This window comes from Collinsella sp. LCP21S3_A3 (assembly GCF_052118905.1).
In the GTDB taxonomy this organism is placed as follows: domain Bacteria; phylum Actinomycetota; class Coriobacteriia; order Coriobacteriales; family Coriobacteriaceae; genus Collinsella.
Genome location: NZ_JBQKGH010000016.1, coordinates 1 through 21,857 on the forward strand (window position 1 = coordinate 1; position 21,857 = coordinate 21,857).

A 21,857-nucleotide genomic window follows, 5' to 3' on the forward strand; every position below is an offset into this window, starting at 1 on the left:
TCCGATCTCCCGGGGCCGGCCGATCCGGCCCTCAGGGTATCGGGTTCCCACATTCATCCGCACATGTACGGATGAATGTGGGAGGTGTTCGGATGAAGTTGATAATCAAGGGGAGCGATGCAATTTAAAAAATGCCAAGTTTTTGGTTTGCACTTTGCGATTCCTCGTGTATACTGACTTTCGCATTTAACGGAGAGTTGTCCGAGTGGCCGAAGGAGCACGATTGGAAATCGTGTAGGCGTCAAAAGCGTCTCCAGGGTTCAAATCCCTGACTCTCCGCCAGTTAATTCCAAAGCAGGCCTTTGTGCCTGCTTTGTTTTTACCCCACGCGGAGGGGTGGCAGAGTGGTTGAATGCGGCGGTCTCGAAAACCGTTTGGCCTGTATAAGGTCACGAGGGTTCGAATCCCTCCTCCTCCGCCATTTTGGTTGAGAAAGCTCCCAACAAAGGGAGCTTTTTTGTTTTGAGTCCCTTACAGACAAATACGGCGGCGGAGGAGGGGTTCGAACCCGCCAGGGCGTTCAACACCAATCTAGATCTCCAAACATGTACATCACCCTCCAAAGATGTCAAAAAATGTCGTTTTTGGATGCTGATGTACATGTTTGGAACCTGTGACCGCGCCCAGTTCCGACCGTTTACCGAGCAATGGGGTCACGACCTCCCACAACCATGTACTATGTACGGGCATTTTCCAATCCAACTACCCAAAGGAACCCACCTTGCCCGTCATCGCCACTGTAATCGTTACCGCACACGCCTCGGATGCCATGGTTGCCATCCCGTTTTGGCTCGAGATGTTCGCTGTCGTCGCGGCGTCGATTTCGGGCGTGCTGGTTGCGCGCGAGCACAAACTCGATCTGGTGGGCGCCGTCGCGCTCGCCGTGGTCTGCGGTCTGGGCGGCGGTCTTTTGCGCGATATGACACTCCAGGTGGGCAACGTCTACATCCTTAACCAGCCCATGGCGCTTCCGCTGTCCATCGCCACGGCGGCCATCATCTACATCTTCCCTGCCATCGTCGACAAGCCCGACAAGCTCATCCCCCTGCTCGACATCATCTCGGTGGGTATTTATGCGGCAACCGGCGCAGATAAGGCGCTCGTGTACGGATTTGCACCGGTCGTGTGCATCATGATGGGCTTTTTTACCGCGGTAGGCGGCGGCATGCTGCGCGATGGTTTTATGGGCGTGGTGCCGGGTATTTTCCAGCGCACCAACTTCTATGCCATCGCGGCTATCGCTGGATCGGCAAGCTATGTTTGCCTTGTCATGAGCGGCTTGGTCAGCAATGTCGTCGCGCTGGTCGTTTGCGTCGCAGTGACCATGGGCCTGCGCTGGCTCTCGCTGCGCTTTGACATCAAAAGCCCCACCGAGGACGATATCGCGCGTTTCCTACATCGTAAAAAATAGATAGCACGGCCCGGCCCATCGCTAGGTGACAGCCTATCTACAACCGGCCGCAGGCCCGATATCCCGCGACGCCTTACGTAGGCAATTGCCCATGCAGAATACTGCAACCGCGAGTTTCTTTTAGAGCGAAGGCGCAATGGGTACCATATTGGTCGTATGCAAATCACCAAGCAAAGGATTCACCATGCCTCACAACCAACCCGCGGCGGCGCAACGTCACAACATGCGCGGACACCTCATTATGGCCTTCGCGCTTATCGCGCTGGCGTTTACCGCGCTGCCTTCCATGGCATTCGCCGGCACCGACACCGCGGGCAATGTTTTCGTGTCCGACGGGGATTCCAGTCCATCCGGCGTCGGGGGCGATCTGTACTGGGCCGGTCAAAGCCTTAGCCTGGACGACGCGTCCATCGACCGCGATATCATCGCCGCCGGCGAAAGTCTGTCGATTCGCGACTGCACCGTAGGCGGCGCCGTTCGCCTGGCGGCGCGCACCATCGATATCGCCAAGACCACCATTGATGGAAGCGTGACAGTTGCCGCTCAGCACGTCGTACTTAACTCCGGCAGTACCGCCAATTGCTTCTATGCCGCAGGTGAGACGGTTGCCCTGCGCGGCTCCGCCAAGTCGGCAGCGCTCGCGGGCAATACGGTAACCATCGACGGCACTGTCGATGGCGATGTTGAGGTCTGGGCCGACAAGCTGGTGCTCGGCAAAAACGCCAACATCACCGGTACCGTAAACGCTCATGTCTCACAGGACCCCGAACGCGCCGACGGCGCCAAAGTGGGGGCCCTCAAGATCGACCGCACCGAGAACGAGGATACCTCCACCGTCAACGACGTCATCGGCGGCATCGTTGCCGCAGCTCTTTCCACCTGCTTTGTCGCGATTCTCCTTGAGCTCGTCTTTCCGCGTGCAACAGCCAGCGCGGCCGGCATGCTTCACCAGCACCCCGCCCCGCTGTGGGTGAGCGGTCTTTTGGGCACGGTAGCCGCCGTTCCCGCCATCTTGCTGCTCATCATCTCTATTGCCGGCCTGTCGCTCGCCGGAGCCCTGATGTGCGGCGTCATCGGCATCGCCCTGGTCTCGGCGGCCTTTGCGGGCACCGCGATCGCACGCATGGTCGGGCACAGCCAGAACCGCTACGCCATGGCCGCCGTGGGCGGCGCTATCGCCGGCGCCCTTACGGCACTTCCCCTTATGGGCAACTTTATCAGCGGCGTAGCCTTCGTCTTTATGCTGGGCTATCTCATTCAGATCATCTGGCGCAACGCCCACGTCAAACCGCAAAAGGCCCCCAACACCCCGGGCCTTCCCTCCGCCTAACCGCCAACCACCGCAAAGGTGTCCTTCCTCTTTGTGGTGGTACAAAAAGGGCGCCGGCCGCGATGGTCGACGCCCTTTCTTGTGAATGCTACAGAGCTCAGCGCTTATTTGTTGACCTGACCGGCGCGAACGGCAGCCTTCTTGCGATCGGTGGCGTTGAGCAGACGCTTGCGCAGACGGATGTTCTTGGGGGTGATCTCCACCAGTTCGTCATCGGCGATGTACTCCAGCGCCTCCTCCAGCGAGAAGGTGCGAGGCGGTACCAGCTGCACGGAGATATCGGAGGTCGAGGAACGCTGGTTGCCCAGGTTCTTGGTACGGGCGATGTTGACGACCATGTCGCCGGCCTTGCTGCGCTCACCCACGATCATGCCCTCGTAGCACTCGACACCCGGCTCAACAAACAGCTGGCCGCGCTCCTGCAGCGTGCCCAGAGCGTAGGCAACGGCCTTCTCGGTGGTCATGGAGATCATGGCGCCGTTCTGACGGTTGCCGATCTCGCCGGCGTAAGGACCGTACTCCAGGAAGGTGTGATAGAACACGCCCTCGCCGTGAGTGACGTTCATGATGCGGTTCTTAAGGCCCATGATGCCGCGGGTCGGGATCTTAAACTCAAGGTGCGTCACGATGCCCGAGGTGTCCATGCTGGTCATAATGCCGCCAGAGGTGCCAAAGACCTCGACGACCTTGCCCGAGTACTCGTCCGGGCACTCGACGACAGCCTGCTCGACGGGCTCCATCTTGTTGCCGTTCTCATCCTTCTTAAACAGAACGCGGGGACGGCCGACCTGGAACTCAAAGCCCTCGCGACGCATGGACTCCATCAGGACGGACAGGTGCAGAATGCCGCGGCCCGAGACCTCGACGCCGCTCTTGTCCTCGAGCTCCTCAATCTTCATGGTCACATTGTTCTCGGCCTCGTTGAACAGGCGCTCCTTGAGCTGACGGGCGCCCACAATGTCGCCATCGCGGCCGACGAGCGGAGAGGTCGAGGCCTCGAAGACGATGGACAGGGTCGGCGGATCGATCTCGATAGGCTCGAGCTCGACGGGGTTCTCGGGATCGGTGTAGACATCGCCGATGTCGGTGCGCTCGATACCCACGACGGCGGCAATGTCGCCGGCGCCGACTTCCTGGCACTCGGTGCGGCCCAGGTAGTCGAAGGTAAAGAGCTGCTTGACGGTAGCGGTGGCGCTGGAACCGTCGTTCTTGACGACCAGGATCTGATCGCCCTGGCGAATGGTGCCGGAGTACACGCGGCCAATGCCGATGCGGCCGACAAAGTTGGAGTGGTCGATGGTCACGCACTGCATAGCGAGCGGCGCGGTCTCGTCAACCTCGGGCGCGGGCATGTCGTCGATGATCATGTCGAGCAGCGGGTACATGTCCATGTTGCCGTCGTTGGGGTCAAGGCGGGCAAAGCCATTCATGGCGCTGGCATAGACCACGTGCTCCATGGCAAACTCGAGCTGGTCGTCGGTGGCGCCCAGGTCGGCCATAAGGTCCAGACAGTCGTTGTAGGCCTTCTCGGGGTTGGCGCCCGGACGGTCGATCTTGTTGATGACGATCATGATCTTAAGGCCGGTGTCGATGGCGTGACGTAGGACAAAGCGGGTCTGGGGCATGGGGCCCTCAAAGGCGTCGACCAGCAACAGGGCACCGTCGGCCATGCGCAGCACGCGCTCGACCTCACCACCAAAGTCGGCGTGGCCCGGGGTGTCGATGACGTTGATCTTAACGTCCTTGTATTCGATAGAGATGTTCTTGGCGAGAATCGTGATGCCGCGCTCGCGCTCCTGGTCGTTGGAGTCCAGGACGCGATCCTCGACCTGCTGGTTGGCACGGAAGGCGTCCGTGGCACGCAGGAGCTTGTCGACCATCGTCGTCTTACCGTGGTCGACGTGGGCGATAATGGCGATGTTCCTCAGATTGTCTACGCGCATGTAGTTCCCCTATCTTCTATCTATATACAAACGGCACGCGTATGCGACCCGTCCAGCAATACAACGCTCGGCGGGAATATTGAGCCTTTTACCGAAAAACTCGTTTATTTTAGCGATTCTAGATGAGAGGGGTTTCCTCACCTGCAGGTTCAGGGTCGCTCCACATAAAACCATCGCCGGCGCCCATGCCCTCGTACAGCACATATGCCGAAAAACCGCTCTCGAGCGTGGTCTCGAAGAAGCTAACGAGCAAAGCGTCGTGATATCCGCCCTCGATCTCCACACAGCCGGTGTAGCCGATGGCATAGCGGGCGATGCGGCCCAGGCCTTCGTCCTTGAGACCCATCTTGTGCTCGGAGATAAAGTTGGTGGCAGCCTCCAGGCATGCCTCCTCACCGTCCTCGTCGAGAGCCGCAAGATAGCGGTTGGAGGCGGCATCCTCGATCGCCACGACAACGCCCGGGTTTTCACCGGCGGCAAGGTCGTCCAAAAACGCACCGATCAGATCGCACACCATGGCGTCGAGCTCGGCGGAGACGTTACCGGCGTCCTGCATATCCTGTGCCATCTTTTGACCTTCCCATCGCATTCGGCGTCGTTATAACTCCTGTGCCTCGGCCGCGATTCTGGCGGCAGCGTCACGGGCGCGAACCATATCCGCCGCGCGCTTGTCGAGCACCTTGATCTGGTTGGTCAGCATTACCGCATCGACCACGCCCCAGATCACCAGGCCCGTCGAAATCGAAAACCCAAGCGCACCAACTGTACCACGAAGCCGCGACAAGATTACCGCGGCAAGCGCGGAGACAACAACCATCTTGATATAGGAGTCACGGCGCTCGCGAAGAGTGCGAGCCTGCGTCACATACGCAATGCGCGCGGCCTCAAATGCCTCGGCGCGCATATGGGCCTCACGCGCGATAGCGGCTGCTTCGGCCGACACACTGGTACCCATCAGCGCTCGCCGTGCATCGTGCTCAACCGACATTTAGAAATCATCGGGCGAGAGCGTGTGGACAAACTCGTCAAACTTCTCGAACTCACTCTCGTCGTCAACCTCGTCGGCAAGCGGAGAGACGGTGCCCAAGCGATTCATGATGTCGTCCTCCACAAACATGGGGGCATTGCTGCGCACGGCAAGGGCGATAGCGTCGCTCGGTCGTGCGTCAAGCATACGCTCGCCCCTATCGGTGTGCACGACGACCGTCGCGTAGAACACCGGCGGCTCGGCGCGCACGATCTCGATACGCTCGATCTTCGCTCCCACCACTTCGATGGTATCGAGCAAAAGATCGTGGGTGATGGGGCGATCGGTGCGGCCGGTATCGATACCGCGGCTGATGGCCGCTGCCTCGTAGGAACCGGTCTGGATGGAAAGAGAGCGCAGCGGCGCGGACGAATCCGACTTACGGCAACGCTCGCGCAAGACGATCAGCGATGGCACGGGACCGGCGGCCATGACGATGGTCTCTATGTCGACACGAACCATGGAACACCTCCGGTACGTTGTGATTGGCATGCGCGACAGATCCGCCGCATTGAATAGCTATACTACCCAAACTTTCGCACCGCACACAAAAACTTATTGGATAGGTAAGAAAAGAGCCCCGAGGCAATAGCTCGGGGCTCTTTACGTTTTAGATGGTGGACCTGACAAGATTCGAACTTGTGACCTCCCGGTTATCAGCCGGACGCTCTAACCAACTGAGCTACAGGTCCATCATGGTGGAGGTTAGGGGGATCGAACCCCTGACCTCAGGCTTGCAAAGCCCGCGCTCTCCCAGCTGAGCTAAACCCCCACGGAGACAGTAATAAACACCCCAGCGGCGACTCGGCTCTCGCTGGGGTGTTTATTGCGAAAGAAAGTGGTGGACCTGACAAGATTCGAACTTGTGACCTCCCGGTTATCAGCCGGACGCTCTAACCAACTGAGCTACAGGTCCATCGCGCAAGGGATATATTAGCCTAGTTGCAAGATGGGAGTCAACAATTATTTGAGAATTTTTTTCTGCCGTATTCTCGCAGGTCAAGCATCCTATTGACCCTAACGGCAACAAAAAGGGCGAACCCGCTCTCGCAGGTTCGCCCCCATACCCCATCTACGCCAGGGCGGCAGAAAGTTGCTGGATTCCGTCGAACGCGGTCTCGGTGTTCTCGCCCGCGCGATCGATCTTTACAACCGAGCCTTTCCAAGTGGGCTCGGAGTCCTTGTCCTGAGCAGGCTTGTACTCGTCGGTCTTAACCACGTAGGCAAAATCGACTTCGTCGCGGTTGGGAAGATCCTGGGTATCAAAGCCGTACTCCAGACCCTCCAGAATCTCGCGCATGGCCTCGACGGTGCTTACGCCCGCCTGCAGCCTACGAACGCCTGTCTCGCTGTTGTACAGAACCGTGGGCGCCAGATACATCGTCCTGATGCGCTGCTGGCGCGTCTTCTCGAGCTTGTTGATCCAAACAACCAACACGGCGATCAGCACCCACCAAACGATGGAAATCACCAAGTCGAGCGGACTGTCGATCTTGTTGAATCCCAGCGAGTACCACAGGTACAGCAGGAAGATCGAAACCAAAGCCGAAACGGCAAGGACCAGATAGTTGCTCTTCTTCATGGCTCTAACCTCCCTTTATTCCTGAGTCTCGTCGTCGTTACCAAGGACCTTATCCAGGTCGTTTTGCAGGCGACGGCCGTGCTTGTCGCGACGCAGGCCAACAAACAGGCCGTATGCCGCAGTTGCGACTGCGCAGATGATCATGTACCAGTGGACCCAGCAGGTGTCCTTCTTGCCGTCGAACTTACCCAGCGGGTTCTTGGCGTCGAAAATCTTCTCTTCCTTCTGCTCCCGATCGTTGCTGGCCGAGGAGTCGTCGCCCTTGGGCGCCGTGGTCGTCGTGGTGGAGCCACTGTCCGAGCTGTTAGGCGTCAGGTTGGGAACCGCGGGCGTCGACGGCGTCGTCGGGTTGGCGGGCGTCGACGGGGTGGTCGGAGTGGTCGGGGTGGTCGGCCTTGCAGGCGCGGCGGCAACCGTCAGCGTACCGAGCTCATCGGTCAGCTCGTAGTTATCCGCGCTCGTCTGCATCCAGTCGATGGTGTAGGTGTTCTGCGAACTACCGACGTTAGTCTGCTTGCCAGTGACGGCGATGCCAATGCGATCGCGCTTAGCCAGGCCGTCGATCGTGACCGTTGCGCTTGTAAGCGCCTGGCCGTCGTAGACCTTGGTAGCGCTGCCCGTCACAACATGCAGCGGGGCCTTGGTGATGCGATAGCTCTTGGCAATCGTTCCGGCGTAGTTACCCTTGCCGGTGATGGTCACGTTGATCGTCGCGACATCGATAAAGTCATCGGTGTCGTAGGAGACCATGTAGTCAGCACCCTCAACGAGTGTCTTGCCTTCGGCGTCCTTCACAACGGGCGTCCACTTATGCTCGACGCCATCGTAGACGGCATCCTTGGGATCATCGACCGTAACGCCCTTGTAGTTATCGCTCGGCGTACCGGGTTCGGACGGAACGATAGACTGCTTGGTCACGGTAAGCGTGCCGAGGTTCTCGGAGACAACCTTGTAGTTCTTGGCCTTGGCCGTCTTGTCGAACGTCAGCTTGTAACCGTTGCTGGAGGAGCCCACCTGGGTCTGCTTGCCGATAGCCTCAAGCGTTGCCTCCTCATCGCCCATCAGGTCGAGCTCGGCGGCGCCGGCAGTCAGCGCCGTGCCGTCGTACACCTTGGTGGCGGAGTCGGTCGTAACCGTCAGCTCGGCAGGCAGAACCTTGATGGTTCCGTCAATCTTCTTGATGTTGAGCTTGGACGTCACGTCCTCGCCCTCGGCGTTACGGATCACCAGGTGGTCCACCGTAGCCTTGACGCCCTCGCCGTTCGCATCCGTAGCGGTTGCGTCCGAGCTGGGCGTGCCGTCAACGGTGTAGCCCTCGGGCAGCTGCGACACGGCAACCGTCGCGCCGTGCGCATTGCCATCGTAGGTAAAGATGCCACCCGTCGTGGTGACCACCACAGTGTCCTCGGACTCAGTCACCGTCAGCGTGCCGGTCTCGATGGAGTCAACGGTGTAGTTCGCCTCACGGGCCGTGCCGGTCCAAGCGAGCTTATAGGTGTTCGCCGAATGGCCGACCTTGGTCTGGCTGCCGGTAACACGGAAGTCGACCGTCTCGCCGTTGACGAGGCCGGTGATAGCACCGCCAGCCGTCAGGGCCTTGCCGTTGTAGACGCGCGCGGCGCTCTCGGTCTTGATGAAGACCGGTGCCGGCTTAATGCGGTAGGTCCTCGAGACCGTGCCGGTGTAGTTGCCCTTGCCGACAACCGTCACCGTAATAGAACCGGCGTTGATAAAGTCATCGGTGTCGTAGGTGAGCGTGTAGTCCACACCCTCCTTGAGCTCGGTACCGGTGTAGTCCTTTACCTCGGGAGCCCACTTATGGGTCTGGCCGTCATAGGTCAGGTCCGCAGGATTGCTCACCTGGAGCTTGTGGTACGACGGGTCGTTCGGGTTCACGGACTGAGGCGTGACGATGAGCTTGCCGAGCGTATCGGAAGCAATCGTGTAGTTGCCTTCCTTGGCGGCACCCCAGGCGATGGTGTAGCCGTTGTCGCTGGAGCCGACGTTGGTCTGCGTGCCGTTGGTCACGACATCGGCGTGCTCGCCAGAGACCAGGCCGTGAATGGCACCGTTCTTGTTCGTGAGCTCCTCGCCGTCGTATACCTTGGTGGCGCCCCCGGTCTCAACCGTGATCTTCTTCGGGCTAACCGTGAGCGTGCCAGTCTTGACGGTGACATTCCCGAACATGTCGGTCACGTCATCGCCCTTGGCGTCGAGGATCTTGTAGCTCTTGACCGTGTTCTCGGAAGAGCCGGCGTCGGTCTGAGTACCGTCCATCTTGGCCTTGACCGTAAAGCCCTCGGGCAGGCCCTCGGCCTTAATCTCATCGCTCGTCAGGGCATGGCCGCTGTAGGCATGCGATGCAGAGCCGCTCGTAAGCGTCACGGCCTTGGTAGACGGCGTGACCTTGAGCGTACCGAGGACATCGGTCACCTTGTAGTTGGATTTCTTGGTGTCCTTCCAGTTGATCTCGTAGGTGTTGTTAGAGGAGCCGACCTTGGTGCGGCTGCCGGTGGTCTTGGCAGAGACGGAGTCCTTGCCCTTGAGGCCCTCGACCTTGATGCCGTTGGCGGTCAGTGCCGTGCCGTCGTACTCCTTCTCGCCGCCGTCGGTCGTAACCGTCAGCGGGGCGGGATTGATCTTGATCGTCGCGGTGCCGCGCTTGATGTTGAGCTTGGACGTAACGTCCTTGCCCTGTGCGTTCACGATAACGAGCTCGTCGACCGTGGCCTTGACCTCGCCGTCGGCAACATTGGTCCCCGTGGCCTTGGACTCGGCCTTCTTGACGGTATAGCCCTTGGGCAGGCCGGTGACCTGGACGGTGGTGCCATGCGCGTTGCCGTCATAGGTGGTCTCGACGTTCTTCGGGGAGACCACAATCTCGTCCGCAGACTCTGTCACGACGAGCTTGCCGAGCGTGGCACCCGCGATGGTGTAGTTGCCCTCGTCGGCGGAACCGTCCCAGGTGAGCTCGTAGCCGTTGTCGCTCTCGCCAACCTCGGTCTGGGTGCCTGTGGCGTGGACAGCCGCAGTCTCGCCGTTCTTCAGCCCCTTGATGGTTGCGGCGTCGTGCGTCAGCGACTCGCCGTCATAGACCTTGCTCGCGCCCTCGGTCTCGACCGTGAGCTTGGCAGGCGTGACCTGGTAGGTGCGCGTGACGGTACCGGAGTAGTTGCCAGTGCCGGTAATAGTCACCGTGATGGTGCCGGTCACGTTGATGAAGTCGTCCTTGTCATAGGTGACGGTGTAGTCCACGCCCTCAACGAGCATCTTGTCGCCGTCCTTGACGATAGGCGTCCACTTATGGGCATGGCCGTCGTACTCGACGTCCTTAGGCGAATCGACGCTCATGCCGTAGTCGGCGTCGTCGATGGAGCGGGTCGTGATCTCGAGGGTACCCGGGTCAGTCGCAATGCTGTAGTTGCTCGCCTTGAAGCCGTCGCCCTTGGTGAAGGTGATTGGGTTGTCAACGGGCGCGGCCGTGACGTTGGTCACAGAACCGATTGCCTTGATACCGGAGACCTCGCCCTCGACAAAGCCGTCGCCGCTCACGGTGACATCCTTCGCCTCGAGCGGCGTGCCGTCGTAGACCTTGCTGTCGTTCTTGACGCCGGTCAGCTTGACGGAGCGCTTGGTGATCTCGTAGGTGCGCTCGACGGTGCCGGCGTAGTTGCCGGTGCCGGTAATGGTCACGGTGATGATGCCCGTAACGTTGGTGAAGTCGTCCTTGCTGTAGGCAACGGTGTAGTCGGTGCCCTCGGCAAGTGTCTTATCGCCGTCCTTGACGGTAGGCGTCCACTTGTGGGCCTGGCCGTCGTACTTGACGTCCTCGGGTGCGTCGACGGACATGATGTTGTCCTCGTCGTCCGGGTTGGGGATGATGCTCTTGGCAGTGACGGTGAGCGTGCCGTCATTCTTGGTGATCTTGTAGTTGTCCAGGCTCGTGCCCTTACCGGCGTTGACGGTGTAAGCGTTGGAAGTACTGCCCACGGTGGTCTGCTCGCCGGTGAAGTCGTAGGTGAAGCTCTCACCCTTGACGAGCGAGCCGGCGGTCACGGTGGCCTCGTGCTTGGTGAGCGCGGTGCCGTCGTAGGTCTTGTTCGCGGTGGCGGAGGTAACGGTCACGGGACGCTTGGTGACCTCGAGGGCCGCCTTGCCAGTAAAGACGTTGCCAAACTGGTCGGTCACATCGTCACCCTTGGCGTCCTTGATGGAGTAGGTGCCGACCTCGGCGATAGCGCTCCCAACGTTGGTGACGGAGCCCTTGGTCTTGGCCTCGAGCGTATATCCGGAGGGCAGGCCATAGGTGGTCACGCCAGCGCTCTTGAGCGCCTCGCCATCGTAGGTCTTGGTACCGCCCTGCGGGATCACCATGACCGCGGTCATGTTCTTAGTGACCTTCAGGGTACCCAGGCTCTCCTCGACCTTGTAGTTGGACTTCTTGGCGGTGTCGTTCCAATCGAGCGTGTAGCCGTTGGAACTCTTGCCGACCTTGGTCTGGGAGCCCGTCGTGGTGAAGGCCGCGGTCTCGCCGTTGACGAAGCCGGAAACCTTGCCCTCGGCGGTCAGCGCTGTGCCGTCATACGCCTTGCTCGCGCTCGGCGTAGTCACGGTCAGGGTAGCGGGGGTAATCTCGATGGAGCCCTTGCCCTTGGTGATCTTGAGGTTGTTTGTGACATCCTCGCCCTGGGCGTTGACGATCACGAGGTCATCGACCTTAGCGGCGACAGGCTTGCCCTCGTTCACGTCGGTTACCGTGGCACTTGAGGTGGCGGCCTTGACCGAATAGCCCTCGGGCAGGCCGGTAACAGTCACGTCGACGCCATGCGCCTGCCCATCATAGACGCCCTTGTAGCTGCCGGGGGTCGCCACGATCTCGTCGGCGGTCTCGGTGACGGTGAGCGTGCCGAGGTTCTCGGAGACAGTGTAGTTGGACTTCTTGGCGGTGCTCTCCTTCGCGGCCCAGTCGATGCTATAGGTGTTGGTGCTGGAGCCGACCTTGGTCTGGGAACCCGTCGTCCTAAAGTCAGCGGCCTCGCCGTTGACGAAGCCCGTAATGGAGCCCTCGGCCCTGAGCGCCTTGCCGTCGTAGACCTTGGAGTCGCTGGGCGTGTTCACGGTAAGCGTCGCGGGCGTGATCCTATAGGTGCGCTCGACGGTGCCAGCGTAGTTGCCCTTGCCGGTGACGGTAACGGTCACGGTGCCGACGTTCTTGGTGTCCTCGGAGAAGGAGACCGTGTAGTCGGTGCCCTCGGCGAGCGCCTTCTCGCCGTCCCTGACCTCGGGCTTCTGCTCCTGGCCCTTACCGTTGTAGACGAGGTCCCCGAGCGTGCCCACGGTCATCTTGTTGTTCTCGTCGCCTGGGTCGGGGACGATGCTCTTGGCGATAACCGTCAGGGTGCCGTCGTTCTTGGTGACAACCCTGTAGTTGCCCTCATCGGCGGTACCCCACTCGATACCCGCGACCTTGTTGTCGGAGCTGCCGACCTCGGTCTGGGAGCCCTCGGTCTGGGCGGTCGCAGTCTCGCCGTCCACGAGACCCTCGATGGTGCCACCCGCGATGAGCGGCGTGCCGTCGTAGACCTTGCTGCCGCTCTTGGCGTTCACCGTGAGCGGGGCAGGCGTGATCTTGTATTTCTTGGTGACGGTACCGGTATAGTTGCCGGCGCCGGCGATGGTCACCTTGATGGTCTTCGCGTTTGTGAAGTCATCGGTGTCGTAGGAGACCGTGTAGTCGGTGCCCTCGGTGAGTTCGTTGCCCTCGGCATCCCTGACCGTCGGGGTCCACTTGTGTGCCTTGCCGTCGTAGACGTGGTCGGACGGGTCGCTGATGGTGTTGCCCTTGTAGCTATCCGGGTTCTCCGGATCGGGCACGATGGACTGTGCCGTCACCTCAAGGGTGCCGAGCTTGTTGTCCATGATGTTGTAGTTGTTCTCTTTACCTTTCTTGAGCTGGTAAGAAATGGTGTTGTCGGAGCTGCCGACCTCGGTCTGGGAGCCGGTCGCGTGGACCTGGCCGTCGCCGGCAAGATCGGTCCCGATAAAGCCGGTACCCTTGCGGTTGGCACCCATGTCGACCCAGTCTTTGGTGAGCGCCGTGCCGTCGTAGACCTTAGAAGCGCTGGCAGAGGTCAGCTCGACATCGCGCTTGTTGATGGTGAGCGTCTGCTCAGCGTACTGGTATCCACTGTAGTTATCGGCAGAAGCACGAACCTCGACCGTCAACGTACCGGCGTTAATCGCCGTGATCTGTGACGGATCGGCGCGCCATTCGCTGTCGGCGCTGCCCTTGACGCGGTACTCGAGATTCACCTTGATGCCGTTGACAGAGGCACTCGCCGAGGCCTTGCCGGCAGTATGCGAGTCGGCATCGTAGGTGTACTCGGCGTTCTTGGGCTTGATGGTAAGGCCGTCCTCTGCAGAGAGTGAAGTGATGGAGAGCTTGCCCTCCTTCTTGGTGATGCTGTAGTTACCCTTCTTGAAGTTGGCGTTGGTGTCGTAATCAATGGTGTTGGTAACCTCGCCCTCGGCAACCGTGGTCACGGAGCCGGTAGCGCGAACGTTGGTGACTTCGCCGTCGACAAAGCCGTCGCCTTCCACGGTGACATTAGGCCTGGTAAGAGCGGTGCCGTCGTAAGGCTTGGAGTCTGTCGCACTTTCGAGAACCACAGAGCGCTTGAGAATCTGGTATTTCACGTCGGCGCTGCCGGAGTAATTGCCCTTACCGGTAACGGTAACGGTAACGGTGCCGACGTTAGTAGCGTCCTTACTGTAAGAAAGCGTGTAGTCAACGTTCTTCGCCAGAGTCTTATCCCCGTCCTTAACGACGGGCTCCTCCTGCTGAGGCTGGCCGTTGTACGTGACGTTCGCAGGAGCCTCCACTGTCATGTTCACGCCAGTCTTGATATCCTTGGGCGTGATGTTCAGCTGGCCATCGACAACCTCGAACGTAACCTTGGAGAAGTTCTGGTTGTTGTTGCTGAAGTCGCTAGGCTTGAGCTCCATGTCGTAGGTGCCGACGTTTGTACCCTTGACAGTGTCGTTGCCGCTAAAGGTGAAGTCGGATTTCTTGTACAACTCATTAGATGCCGAGAATTCATAGCCAGAGACAGACTTCTCGGTGCCATCGTACTCAACGTTGCCGCTGTTCTCGGCAATAGTGACGACGACCTCGTTCTCGTCAGCGGTCACAATGAGTTTGCCGCACTTGGTGGTAACCCAGTAGTCGGCCTCGCTGGTACCTTCGTTGAAGGTATAGTCGAAGGTGTTATCGCTTTCGCCCTTCTCGGTCTGGGAACCAGTAACGTTAAAGGAAACGCCCTCGCCGTCGATAAAGCCAACACCTTCACCCTTGGCGGTTGCGGTGACGGTGCCGTTGGTAAGCGGAGTTCCGTCATACGGCTTGTTGCCGCCCTCGGAAGTCAGCGTCACAAGACGCTTGGTGATCGCGATGCCCTCGAAGCTGGTGGCGTACTGGCCCTCTGCATAGTTGGAGCCAGTGGCGCGCAGCTGCACGGCCTGGTAACCAAAGTGGGTAATCGTGATCTGGGACGGATCGCTCGTCCATGTTTTGCCATCAATGCTGTATTCGACATTCAGGGCATTGCCATGCTTATCGGTCGCGGTCACGGCGCAGGCGGCAAGCGGCGTGCCGTCGTAGACCTTCTGGTTATCGTGAGTGTCCCACACAACACCACCCTGGTCGATTTCGCCACCCTCAATCTTGAGCCAGCCGTCCTCAACCACGAACTCGACGTTGGAGAAGTTCTCATTGGTGTTGGAGAACTGCTCCTTGGCAAGGTTCATATTGTAGCTGCCAACAGCGATACCCTTAGCAGTCGCATCGCCCGTGAACTTAAGGTTGCTTTGAGCGTAAAGGCCGTTATCGGCAGAGAAGTCATAGCCAGTCACGAACTGCGTGGAGCCGTTGTAGGTCTTAGTGTCCTGCTTGCCCTTGATGGTGACGGTGACCTTATCGGTAACCGGGTTCACCGTCAGGGTGCCGTACTCAGGCTCAGAGAAAATGTAGTTGTCTACGCTCGTATTGGCGTTAAGCGTGTAGGTATAGGTGTTCTTCGCCTCGCCAACGTTGGTGATGGCACCGGTGTAGGTAAAGGTTGCGCCCTCGCCCTCGGCAAAGCCGGTCACACGCTCCATCTCTTGTTTGGTGTGCTCGTTGCCATCGTAGGTCCACTTATCAGAGGCAGACTTCATGGTGACGGTGGCTTTATTGATGACGAGAGAGCCGTTCTCAGTCGTGACCTCGAACTCGCTCGACACGTCATTACCCTTGGCATCCTTCACCACGGCGGTGCCGGTGATGTTGTTGGAGTAGGTGCCAGCGTTGGTCTGAGTCGGGTCCTCGGTGGTGAGGCCGGAAACCGTGTACTTGTTGCCGTCGACCGTGAACTCGGTGCTCTCGATACCAGTGGCGGAGTGCTGCTTGCCGTCATAGGTAGCCTTGCCAGAGTTTGCCTTGACCGTGATCTGGTACTTGGCGTCACGGTTGGTGACGGTCAACGTGCCAGGGATGGTGGTGATGTTGTAGTTATCAACCTTGGTGTTGTCGTTCAGCGTGTAGCTAAAGGCGTTGGAGCTCGAGCCGACAACGATCTGGGAGCCGGTGAACTTATAGGTCGCGCCCTCGCCCTCGGCGAAGCCGGACTCGGTCGCAAGCGCAGTCTCGCCGTTGACAAGCGCCGTTCCGTCGTAGGACTTGGTGAGATTGTCGGACTTCAAGGTCACCTCAGCCTTGGAAATGTCAACGTAGCCGTCAGTCACGACAAAGGTGACATTGGTGAAGTTCGTAGCGTCATCGTTGGTAAACTGCGCGGCGGTAAGCCCCATGACGGTCTTACCAGCATCGGTGCGAGCGGCCTCTGCGGTACCGGAGAAGGTCACCTTGTCCTTGGTGAAGAGGTCGTTAGTGGAGTTAAAAGTGTAGCCCTCGGCCTTGTACTCTTTGCCGTTGTAGGTACCGGTCGCGGTCTTACCAACAATGGTCACCGTGATCGGATCGCTGATGGGCTTAACGGTCAGAGTTCCGTTGGAGGTCGTTATCTGATAGTTGTCAGCGTTCGTTCCCTCGGTAAGTTCGTAGGTAAAGGTGTTGTCGCTCGAACCGGCGTTGGTCTGGGAACCGGTCACATGAGCCGTGAACCCCTGGCCCGGCGCAAAGCCGTCACCAGAGACGGTAACGTTGCTGTTGGTGAGCGCGGTGCCGTCGTAGGGCTTCTCATCGTTAGCGGAAGTCAGGGTGACCTCACGCGGGGTAACGGTCATAGAACCGTCTTTGACAACCTCAAAGGTAACGTTGGAGAAGTTCTTGTTAACGTTAGCGAACTGATCCGCCGTGAGGCCCATGTACGTGGTGCCAGCATCCGTGCGGGCCGCGGTAGCGGTGCCGTTGAAGGTAAAGTCCGTGCCAGCGACCGCGCCGTAGAGCGTGGACTCCTGGCCATCGACGGTCACGTCTGTAACGGTGAAGCCAGAGGCGTTCTTCTCAGTGCCGTCGTACTTCTCGGTGTCGATATTGCCCTTGACCTGAACGACAACGGCCTTCTGAGAGGCGGTCACCTCGAGGGCGCCGCTCCCCTTAGTAATGTTGTAGTTGTCGAGGTTGGTACCCTTGGCGGCCTCATAGCTCGTAATGGAGCTAGCGCTCGTGCCGGCCTCGGTCTGGGAGCCGCCATAGACAACGTTGGCCACCGTGTCGTCGCCGATAAAACCAGTGGCGGTGAAGTCGGTCGCAGTGAGCGGCTGGCCGTCATAGGGCTTGGAAGCGTCCTTGGGTGCAATGGTCACATCGGCCTTGGCAATGGTGAGCGTACCGTTCTTGGTCTTGACCTCGAACTCGCTCGTCACGTCGTTGCCCTGGGCATCGGTCACCTTGGCGGTGCCGGTGATGTTGTTAGCATAAGTACCGACGTCAGTCTTGGCCGGGCTAGAAGTTTCAAGGCCAGAGACGGTGTACTTCTTGCCGTCGACCTCGAACTCATTGGTCTTGAGACCCTTAGCAGAGTGCTCGTTGCCGTCGTAGCTGGCATCAGCGGAGTTGGCCTCGACCGTGATGGTCTGGGTCGCACCGCGAGAAGTCACGTTAAGGGTACCTGGCGCTGACTTGATGTCATAGTTGTTGGAGTTGGTGCCGTCCTTGTAACCCCACTCGGAGATTCCGCTCTCGCTAGTGCCGGGAGCGGTCTGGAAGCCCGTGTACTTGGGGTTGGCAATACTCTGACCGTCGACGAAGGAACCCTCTGCGACCACCCAATCCTTTGCGACAAGAGCGTTGCCGTCGTAGACCTTGGAGACATCCTTGGGCTTAATGGTCACTTCGCGCTTGTTAATGGTAAGCTTACCGTCAACTGTCTTCACGTTGAACTGAGAAGTGACGTCGTTGCCCTGGGCATCCTTCACCACGGCATTGCCGGACACCTTATTGGTGTACTCGCCCGCATCGGTGCCGGATACGCTTGCACTCAGACCTTCAACGATGTAGGTAACGCCCTTATCGTTGGTGAAGGTGGTGCCGGACAAACCTGAAACAGAATGCTCGGTGCCGGTATACGTCTGAGTGTCAGAGTTGGCGGTAACCGTAATCTCGTACTTCTGGGAACGATCGGTAACCTCAAGCTTGCCCTCGGTCTTAGTAATGTTGTAGTTCTCGGCCTTGGTGTTGCTGTTTAGCGCATAGGTGAAGGCATTGGCGCTGGAACCCACCGTGGTCTGGGAACCAGAGAAGGCGTAGGTTGCGCCCTCACCCTTAACAAAACCTTCCTCAGTTTTAAGTGCGGCTCCATTGTTTGTGAGCGCCGTGCCGTCGTACCCCTTAGAGAGATCGTCGGATTTAAGCGTCACGTCTTTCCGAGCAATGTTGAGCTCGCCGTCGACGACCTCGAACTTGACATTGGTGTAGTTCTTGGCGGCATCACCGGAAAGCGAGAACTGGGTGTCCTTCAGACCCATGGCGTACTTGCCGGCATCGGTTTTGGAGACAGATGCCGTTCCGCTGTACTTCACATCAGATTTAACCACACCGGCCGGCGACGTGGAGGCGTCGATGTCATATCCCTCGACAGTCTGCTCTTCGCCGTTGTACTTCTTGCCGCCCTTGTGACCCTTGACCGTAATCGTGACCTTGTCAGTCACCGGAGTAATCGTCAGTTTGCCAGAAACCGTCTCGGACACTATATATTTAGCGTCCTTGGACACCGCGCCCTGAGCGCCCTCGTTAAAGGCGACTTTGTACTCACCGGCATTTGTACCGGAGCCCTTGGCTGTGATGTCGTCAAACTTCGCCGCACCCTCGCTTGTGGTATACCCCTCAAGCGCCTGCTGTTCACCGTTGTACGTCTTGCTGGCAGACTTCGCCGTCAACGTCACATTCTTGTAGTAGTAAATATTGATGACGTTCTCGCCCGCATCGAGTACGCGCTTGGTGCTCTTGCTCGGCTTGATGGTATAGCCACCAAAATCCTTGGCAACATCGGCAACATCGATAACGTCATCGAACGAATAATCGCCCGCCAGCTTATCGCTCTCGATCAACTCGTGAGAATCTTTGTCACCCCACAGGTAATTGACCGTGACGGTCGCACTCTTCTTTTTCCACTGCGCCGTAATGGTCACGTTGTTGTCAGGCATAGTGAACATGTCGCCAGAATTGACCGATATCTGGTCACCCAGGCCGGAAACCTTCCAACCTTCGAACTCGTAACCCTCACGCTTCGGCTCGGTAAGAACGGTATGTGTCTTGCCGGCATTCACCTTATACGTTGTACCGGCACCGCTCTTCCAAGAACCACCCTGCAGGTCATACATGACCATGCGACCAGCAACGTACTTCGCATAGAAATTAAGGTTCGAGTTACGAACAACGTACGGCAGCGACGCAGACTTGGTCAGTGCTGCATCGAGGAACCAGCCGGAGAAGGTGTACTCGACACCGTTGACGGTCTTGGTCTCGGGGTAGCTCTGGTTGAAGTCGCTAATGTTGGTGGAGTCGCCCTCGCGAGCCGTCGTGGTCACCGCGACCTGCTGATAGCCCTCGCCCGAGGCGGTCGGGTCATCGACCCAGTACTTGACGGTGTAGAGGCCCTTGCACTTGACGACGACCTGGCAGTCGACATGATAGCCGTCGTCATTGCGCGTCAACTTGTAGGGAAGAAGCTCGATGGACTCGATGTCGGAATCCTTGACTTCGACGTTCGGAAGCTGGCTCTTGATCACCGATTGGTACATCTTGACGATCTTATTCCAGTCATTGCTCCCGCGCTTGACGTCTAGCTTCGAGGATGTCGAGCCGCCGGGCCACTTGGTCACGCGAGCTTGCGCATCGTATTTTTTTGTCGCGCCATTGTCCTTGGGGAAATTCGAGTTGTTATAGCCAGTCAGGTTGATCTTGCCTTTTCCGAGCTTCTGCCAATTTCCCGTGTTGATGGAGTCGAGCTGACCGGACGGGTCGTTGAGATAGAAAAACATCGCGTCCGTCTCGCCACTTGTGGTGTGCGTTACCGTCACATCGTGATCGGCAGTCAGGACGGTCTTGCCATCCGCGCTCGTCCACATGACGGTAACGGTAGCCTTGCCCTCGGAGACACCAGTGACCTTACCGTTCTTGTCGACGGTAAGGATATTCTCGTTATTCGACGTCCAAGTGTACGTGCCGCCCTTCTGGGCAGGCTCCAACGTCGGGGTCAGCTGGATGGTGTTGAACTGTTCGACCGTGTCGGGACCGGAGACGGAAAGTTTGATCTGCTTCTCACGAATCCTGTACGTCTTTTTGATCTCACCCTCGTGATGGTGCTTGCCCTTGATTTCGACGGTAATCCTGCCGGGCGACGTAAAGTCGCCAGTCTCCTTGCCGTCACGCTTATAAATAACGTCGTACTCGGTATCGTCGAGGGTCTCTTTCGTATTCTTATCCGTTACGGTCGGAGCCCACTTATGCTCCTGGCCATCATAATCGACATCGCTGGGGCTGTCGGACGCGATAGGAGTCCTGTCCTTAACGGGCACAGGATCGTCGAAAGTCTTCGCTTCACCGGAATATTTACTGTTCCAGCCCTGATCGCCAAAGGGAGCGATTTTTACTTCATAGGTCTTGTTCGGATCGGAGAAGTCACCGCTCCAGGGGTTGCATCCCTTGTCTTCACCATTGATGTAGTAGGTGACCTGGAAACCTGTCTGCCATTCCTTGACGGGCTCGTTTGTCTCGGCATCTACAATCGTCGGAATAGCCTTATACGTCCCATCTACATACGTCCAGTCCGCAACCTTCCACTGGCGCTTACGGATCGTGACGTTAAACGTGTCCGAATAAACCGTGTTGTTCGTACCGGGAACCTTATATTTGCACTGAACCGTAACGACCTTGCCGTCTCCCGCAAACTGATACAGAGCTGTCAGTTTGATTTTCTTCGTCCCAGCACCGGAGTCTATTCTTGCCGCCGTGTAGTCGCCGTCCCCGATGAGATGCCATTCCCATTCGGAAGCATTCTTCGTTTCGGTCAGCTCGAACTCACTATCAACGACCACAGAAGAAGGTCCTTCAATACCCGGAGTGGTCGCATCTTTACGGTCAATGATGTCGACGACAAAAGTTTTAGTCTGGTTCTGCCACCGCGAATCCTGATATGTATAGGTGGCGGTAACGCGGCCAACGCCCCTTGTGGCTAGCTCCGCTTTGTTGCCAGAAGTCGTTTGCGAGATGATACTCCAGTCCGAGAATGACCACCAACCGCTATTCGAAGCACCGGTCGCCTTCAACGTGATGCTATCGCCGACCTCGACGGTGTAATCGGCATCCGTCGCGGCCTGGACAGCCACGGCGTTCGTGTCGGTGGCGTTCTGCTCGATCGGGGTGGCGGCCTCGGTCGTCTCAGCTTGCTTCTCCTGCTCGGTCTCGAGCGTGACCTTGGGGGATTTGGCCACTTCGGCGGCGGGAACGGTGTACTCACCGTTCGCGTCCGCCTTGAGTTTGGTCTCGACACCGTCGACCGTGAGCTTGGCCTCGTTCAGCTTAAAGCCGTTATCGGCCGTAACGGAGAACTTGAAATCGACGCTCGCGGGAGCCGTCACCTTCTGGGACGGCTGCGCAATGACCTGACCCTGATAGGTAATCGAAGCGTTGTTGAGTGCGAGGGCGATGTCGGCCGTGGTCGCCTTGTCCTGAGAGACGGCCTGCGAGGTCTGCGTGTTCTGACCAGAATCGGCAGCATCGTCCTGTACGGCGGAGTTGTTCTCCGTGGTGCCTTGGTCAGACGCCTGGCCAGACGATGCATCATTTGCCGTCGCGGCGGTATCGCCCTGCGAAGACTCGACATTCGACTCCACAAATGTGTCATCCGTCTGGATACCCTCGGCGATAGCCTGGACAGGTACACCAGACAGTATCATGCTGGCCGTCATGACCGTCGCCATCGTCTTGATGCCAAACACCTTGGCATGGCGCACGAAGGACCCGTTGCCCCTGCTCGCGCCGCCCTCCTCGACCCAACTTTGCTTGCGCATATGTATCTCCTTTGGTCGCTCGGCCCCAACCGCACGACCACTCGAGCTCACCA

The 21,857-nt window shown here is 58.6% G+C and carries 8 protein-coding genes and 5 tRNA genes; 4 read left to right on the forward strand and 9 right to left on the reverse strand.

Annotation, left to right across the window (positions count from 1 at the left end; all coding sequences use genetic code 11):
- The first annotated feature begins 191 nt into the window (after positions 1-191).
- The 4 genes from ACTQ0H_RS07725 to ACTQ0H_RS07740 all read left to right on the forward strand — a co-directional run bounded on the left by ACTQ0H_RS07725 (position 192) and on the right by ACTQ0H_RS07740 (position 2,741).
- Positions 192-282, forward strand: a tRNA-Ser gene (locus ACTQ0H_RS07725).
- A 48-nt stretch (positions 283-330) separates the two neighbouring features.
- Positions 331-421 (forward strand) — tRNA-Ser (locus tag ACTQ0H_RS07730).
- Between the two features lie 300 nt (positions 422-721).
- On the forward strand, positions 722-1,411 hold the full coding sequence (locus tag ACTQ0H_RS07735) for a trimeric intracellular cation channel family protein (RefSeq protein WP_229770653.1): 690 nt from the start codon (positions 722-724) through the stop codon (positions 1,409-1,411).
- Between the two features lie 184 nt (positions 1,412-1,595).
- The gene (locus ACTQ0H_RS07740) at positions 1,596-2,741 is read left to right on the forward strand and encodes a polymer-forming cytoskeletal protein (RefSeq protein ID WP_441538802.1); all 1,146 of its coding nucleotides are present in this window, start codon (positions 1,596-1,598) and stop codon (positions 2,739-2,741) included.
- A 104-nt stretch (positions 2,742-2,845) separates the two neighbouring features.
- Here the strand turns inward: ACTQ0H_RS07740 and typA are convergent, their stop codons facing one another.
- The 9 genes from typA to ACTQ0H_RS07785 form a co-directional block, all read right to left on the reverse strand.
- Positions 2,846-4,684, reverse strand: a complete 1,839-nt coding sequence (gene typA, locus ACTQ0H_RS07745; RefSeq protein ID WP_154516764.1) for a translational GTPase TypA — start codon at positions 4,682-4,684, stop codon at positions 2,846-2,848.
- 118 nt (positions 4,685-4,802) lie between these two features.
- Entirely contained in the window at positions 4,803-5,252 is a 450-nt protein-coding gene (locus ACTQ0H_RS07750; RefSeq protein ID WP_154516767.1) for a hypothetical protein, read from the reverse strand.
- A gap of 30 nt (positions 5,253-5,282) precedes the next feature.
- Positions 5,283-5,639 carry a hypothetical protein gene (locus tag ACTQ0H_RS07755; protein ID WP_441036911.1) on the reverse strand — a complete coding sequence of 119 codons (357 nt, stop codon included), beginning with the start codon at positions 5,637-5,639 and terminating at the stop codon, positions 5,283-5,285.
- A 33-nt stretch (positions 5,640-5,672) separates the two neighbouring features.
- A complete protein-coding gene (locus ACTQ0H_RS07760; protein WP_427748159.1) occupies positions 5,673-6,173 on the reverse strand; it encodes a bifunctional nuclease family protein in 501 nt (166 codons plus the stop codon).
- Between the two features lie 153 nt (positions 6,174-6,326).
- A tRNA-Ile gene (locus tag ACTQ0H_RS07765) sits at positions 6,327-6,403 on the reverse strand.
- A 4-nt stretch (positions 6,404-6,407) separates the two neighbouring features.
- Positions 6,408-6,483 (reverse strand) — tRNA-Ala (locus tag ACTQ0H_RS07770).
- A 67-nt stretch (positions 6,484-6,550) separates the two neighbouring features.
- Positions 6,551-6,627, reverse strand: a tRNA-Ile gene (locus ACTQ0H_RS07775).
- A 156-nt stretch (positions 6,628-6,783) separates the two neighbouring features.
- Entirely contained in the window at positions 6,784-7,293 is a 510-nt protein-coding gene (locus ACTQ0H_RS07780; protein ID WP_441063256.1) for a hypothetical protein, read from the reverse strand.
- 15 nt (positions 7,294-7,308) lie between these two features.
- A complete protein-coding gene (locus ACTQ0H_RS07785) occupies positions 7,309-21,804 on the reverse strand; it encodes an Ig-like domain-containing protein (RefSeq protein ID WP_441548031.1) in 14,496 nt (4,831 codons plus the stop codon).
- Positions 21,805-21,857 lie beyond the last annotated feature (53 nt).

Excerpts from the sequence above, each read along its gene's own strand:
- ACTQ0H_RS07740 (WP_441538802.1), top strand. The coding sequence starts at position 1,596 with ATGCCTCACAACCAACCCGCGGCGGCGCAACGTCACAACATGCGCGGA.
- typA (WP_154516764.1), bottom strand. The coding sequence starts at position 4,684 with ATGCGCGTAGACAATCTGAGGAACATCGCCATTATCGCCCACGTCGAC.
- ACTQ0H_RS07750 (WP_154516767.1), bottom strand. The coding sequence starts at position 5,252 with ATGGCACAGGATATGCAGGACGCCGGTAACGTCTCCGCCGAGCTCGAC.
- ACTQ0H_RS07755 (WP_441036911.1), bottom strand. The coding sequence starts at position 5,639 with ATGGGTACCAGTGTGTCGGCCGAAGCAGCCGCTATCGCGCGTGAGGCC.
- ACTQ0H_RS07760 (WP_427748159.1), bottom strand. The coding sequence starts at position 6,173 with ATGGTTCGTGTCGACATAGAGACCATCGTCATGGCCGCCGGTCCCGTG.
- ACTQ0H_RS07780 (WP_441063256.1), bottom strand. The coding sequence starts at position 7,293 with ATGAAGAAGAGCAACTATCTGGTCCTTGCCGTTTCGGCTTTGGTTTCG.
- ACTQ0H_RS07785 (WP_441548031.1), bottom strand. The coding sequence starts at position 21,804 with ATGCGCAAGCAAAGTTGGGTCGAGGAGGGCGGCGCGAGCAGGGGCAAC.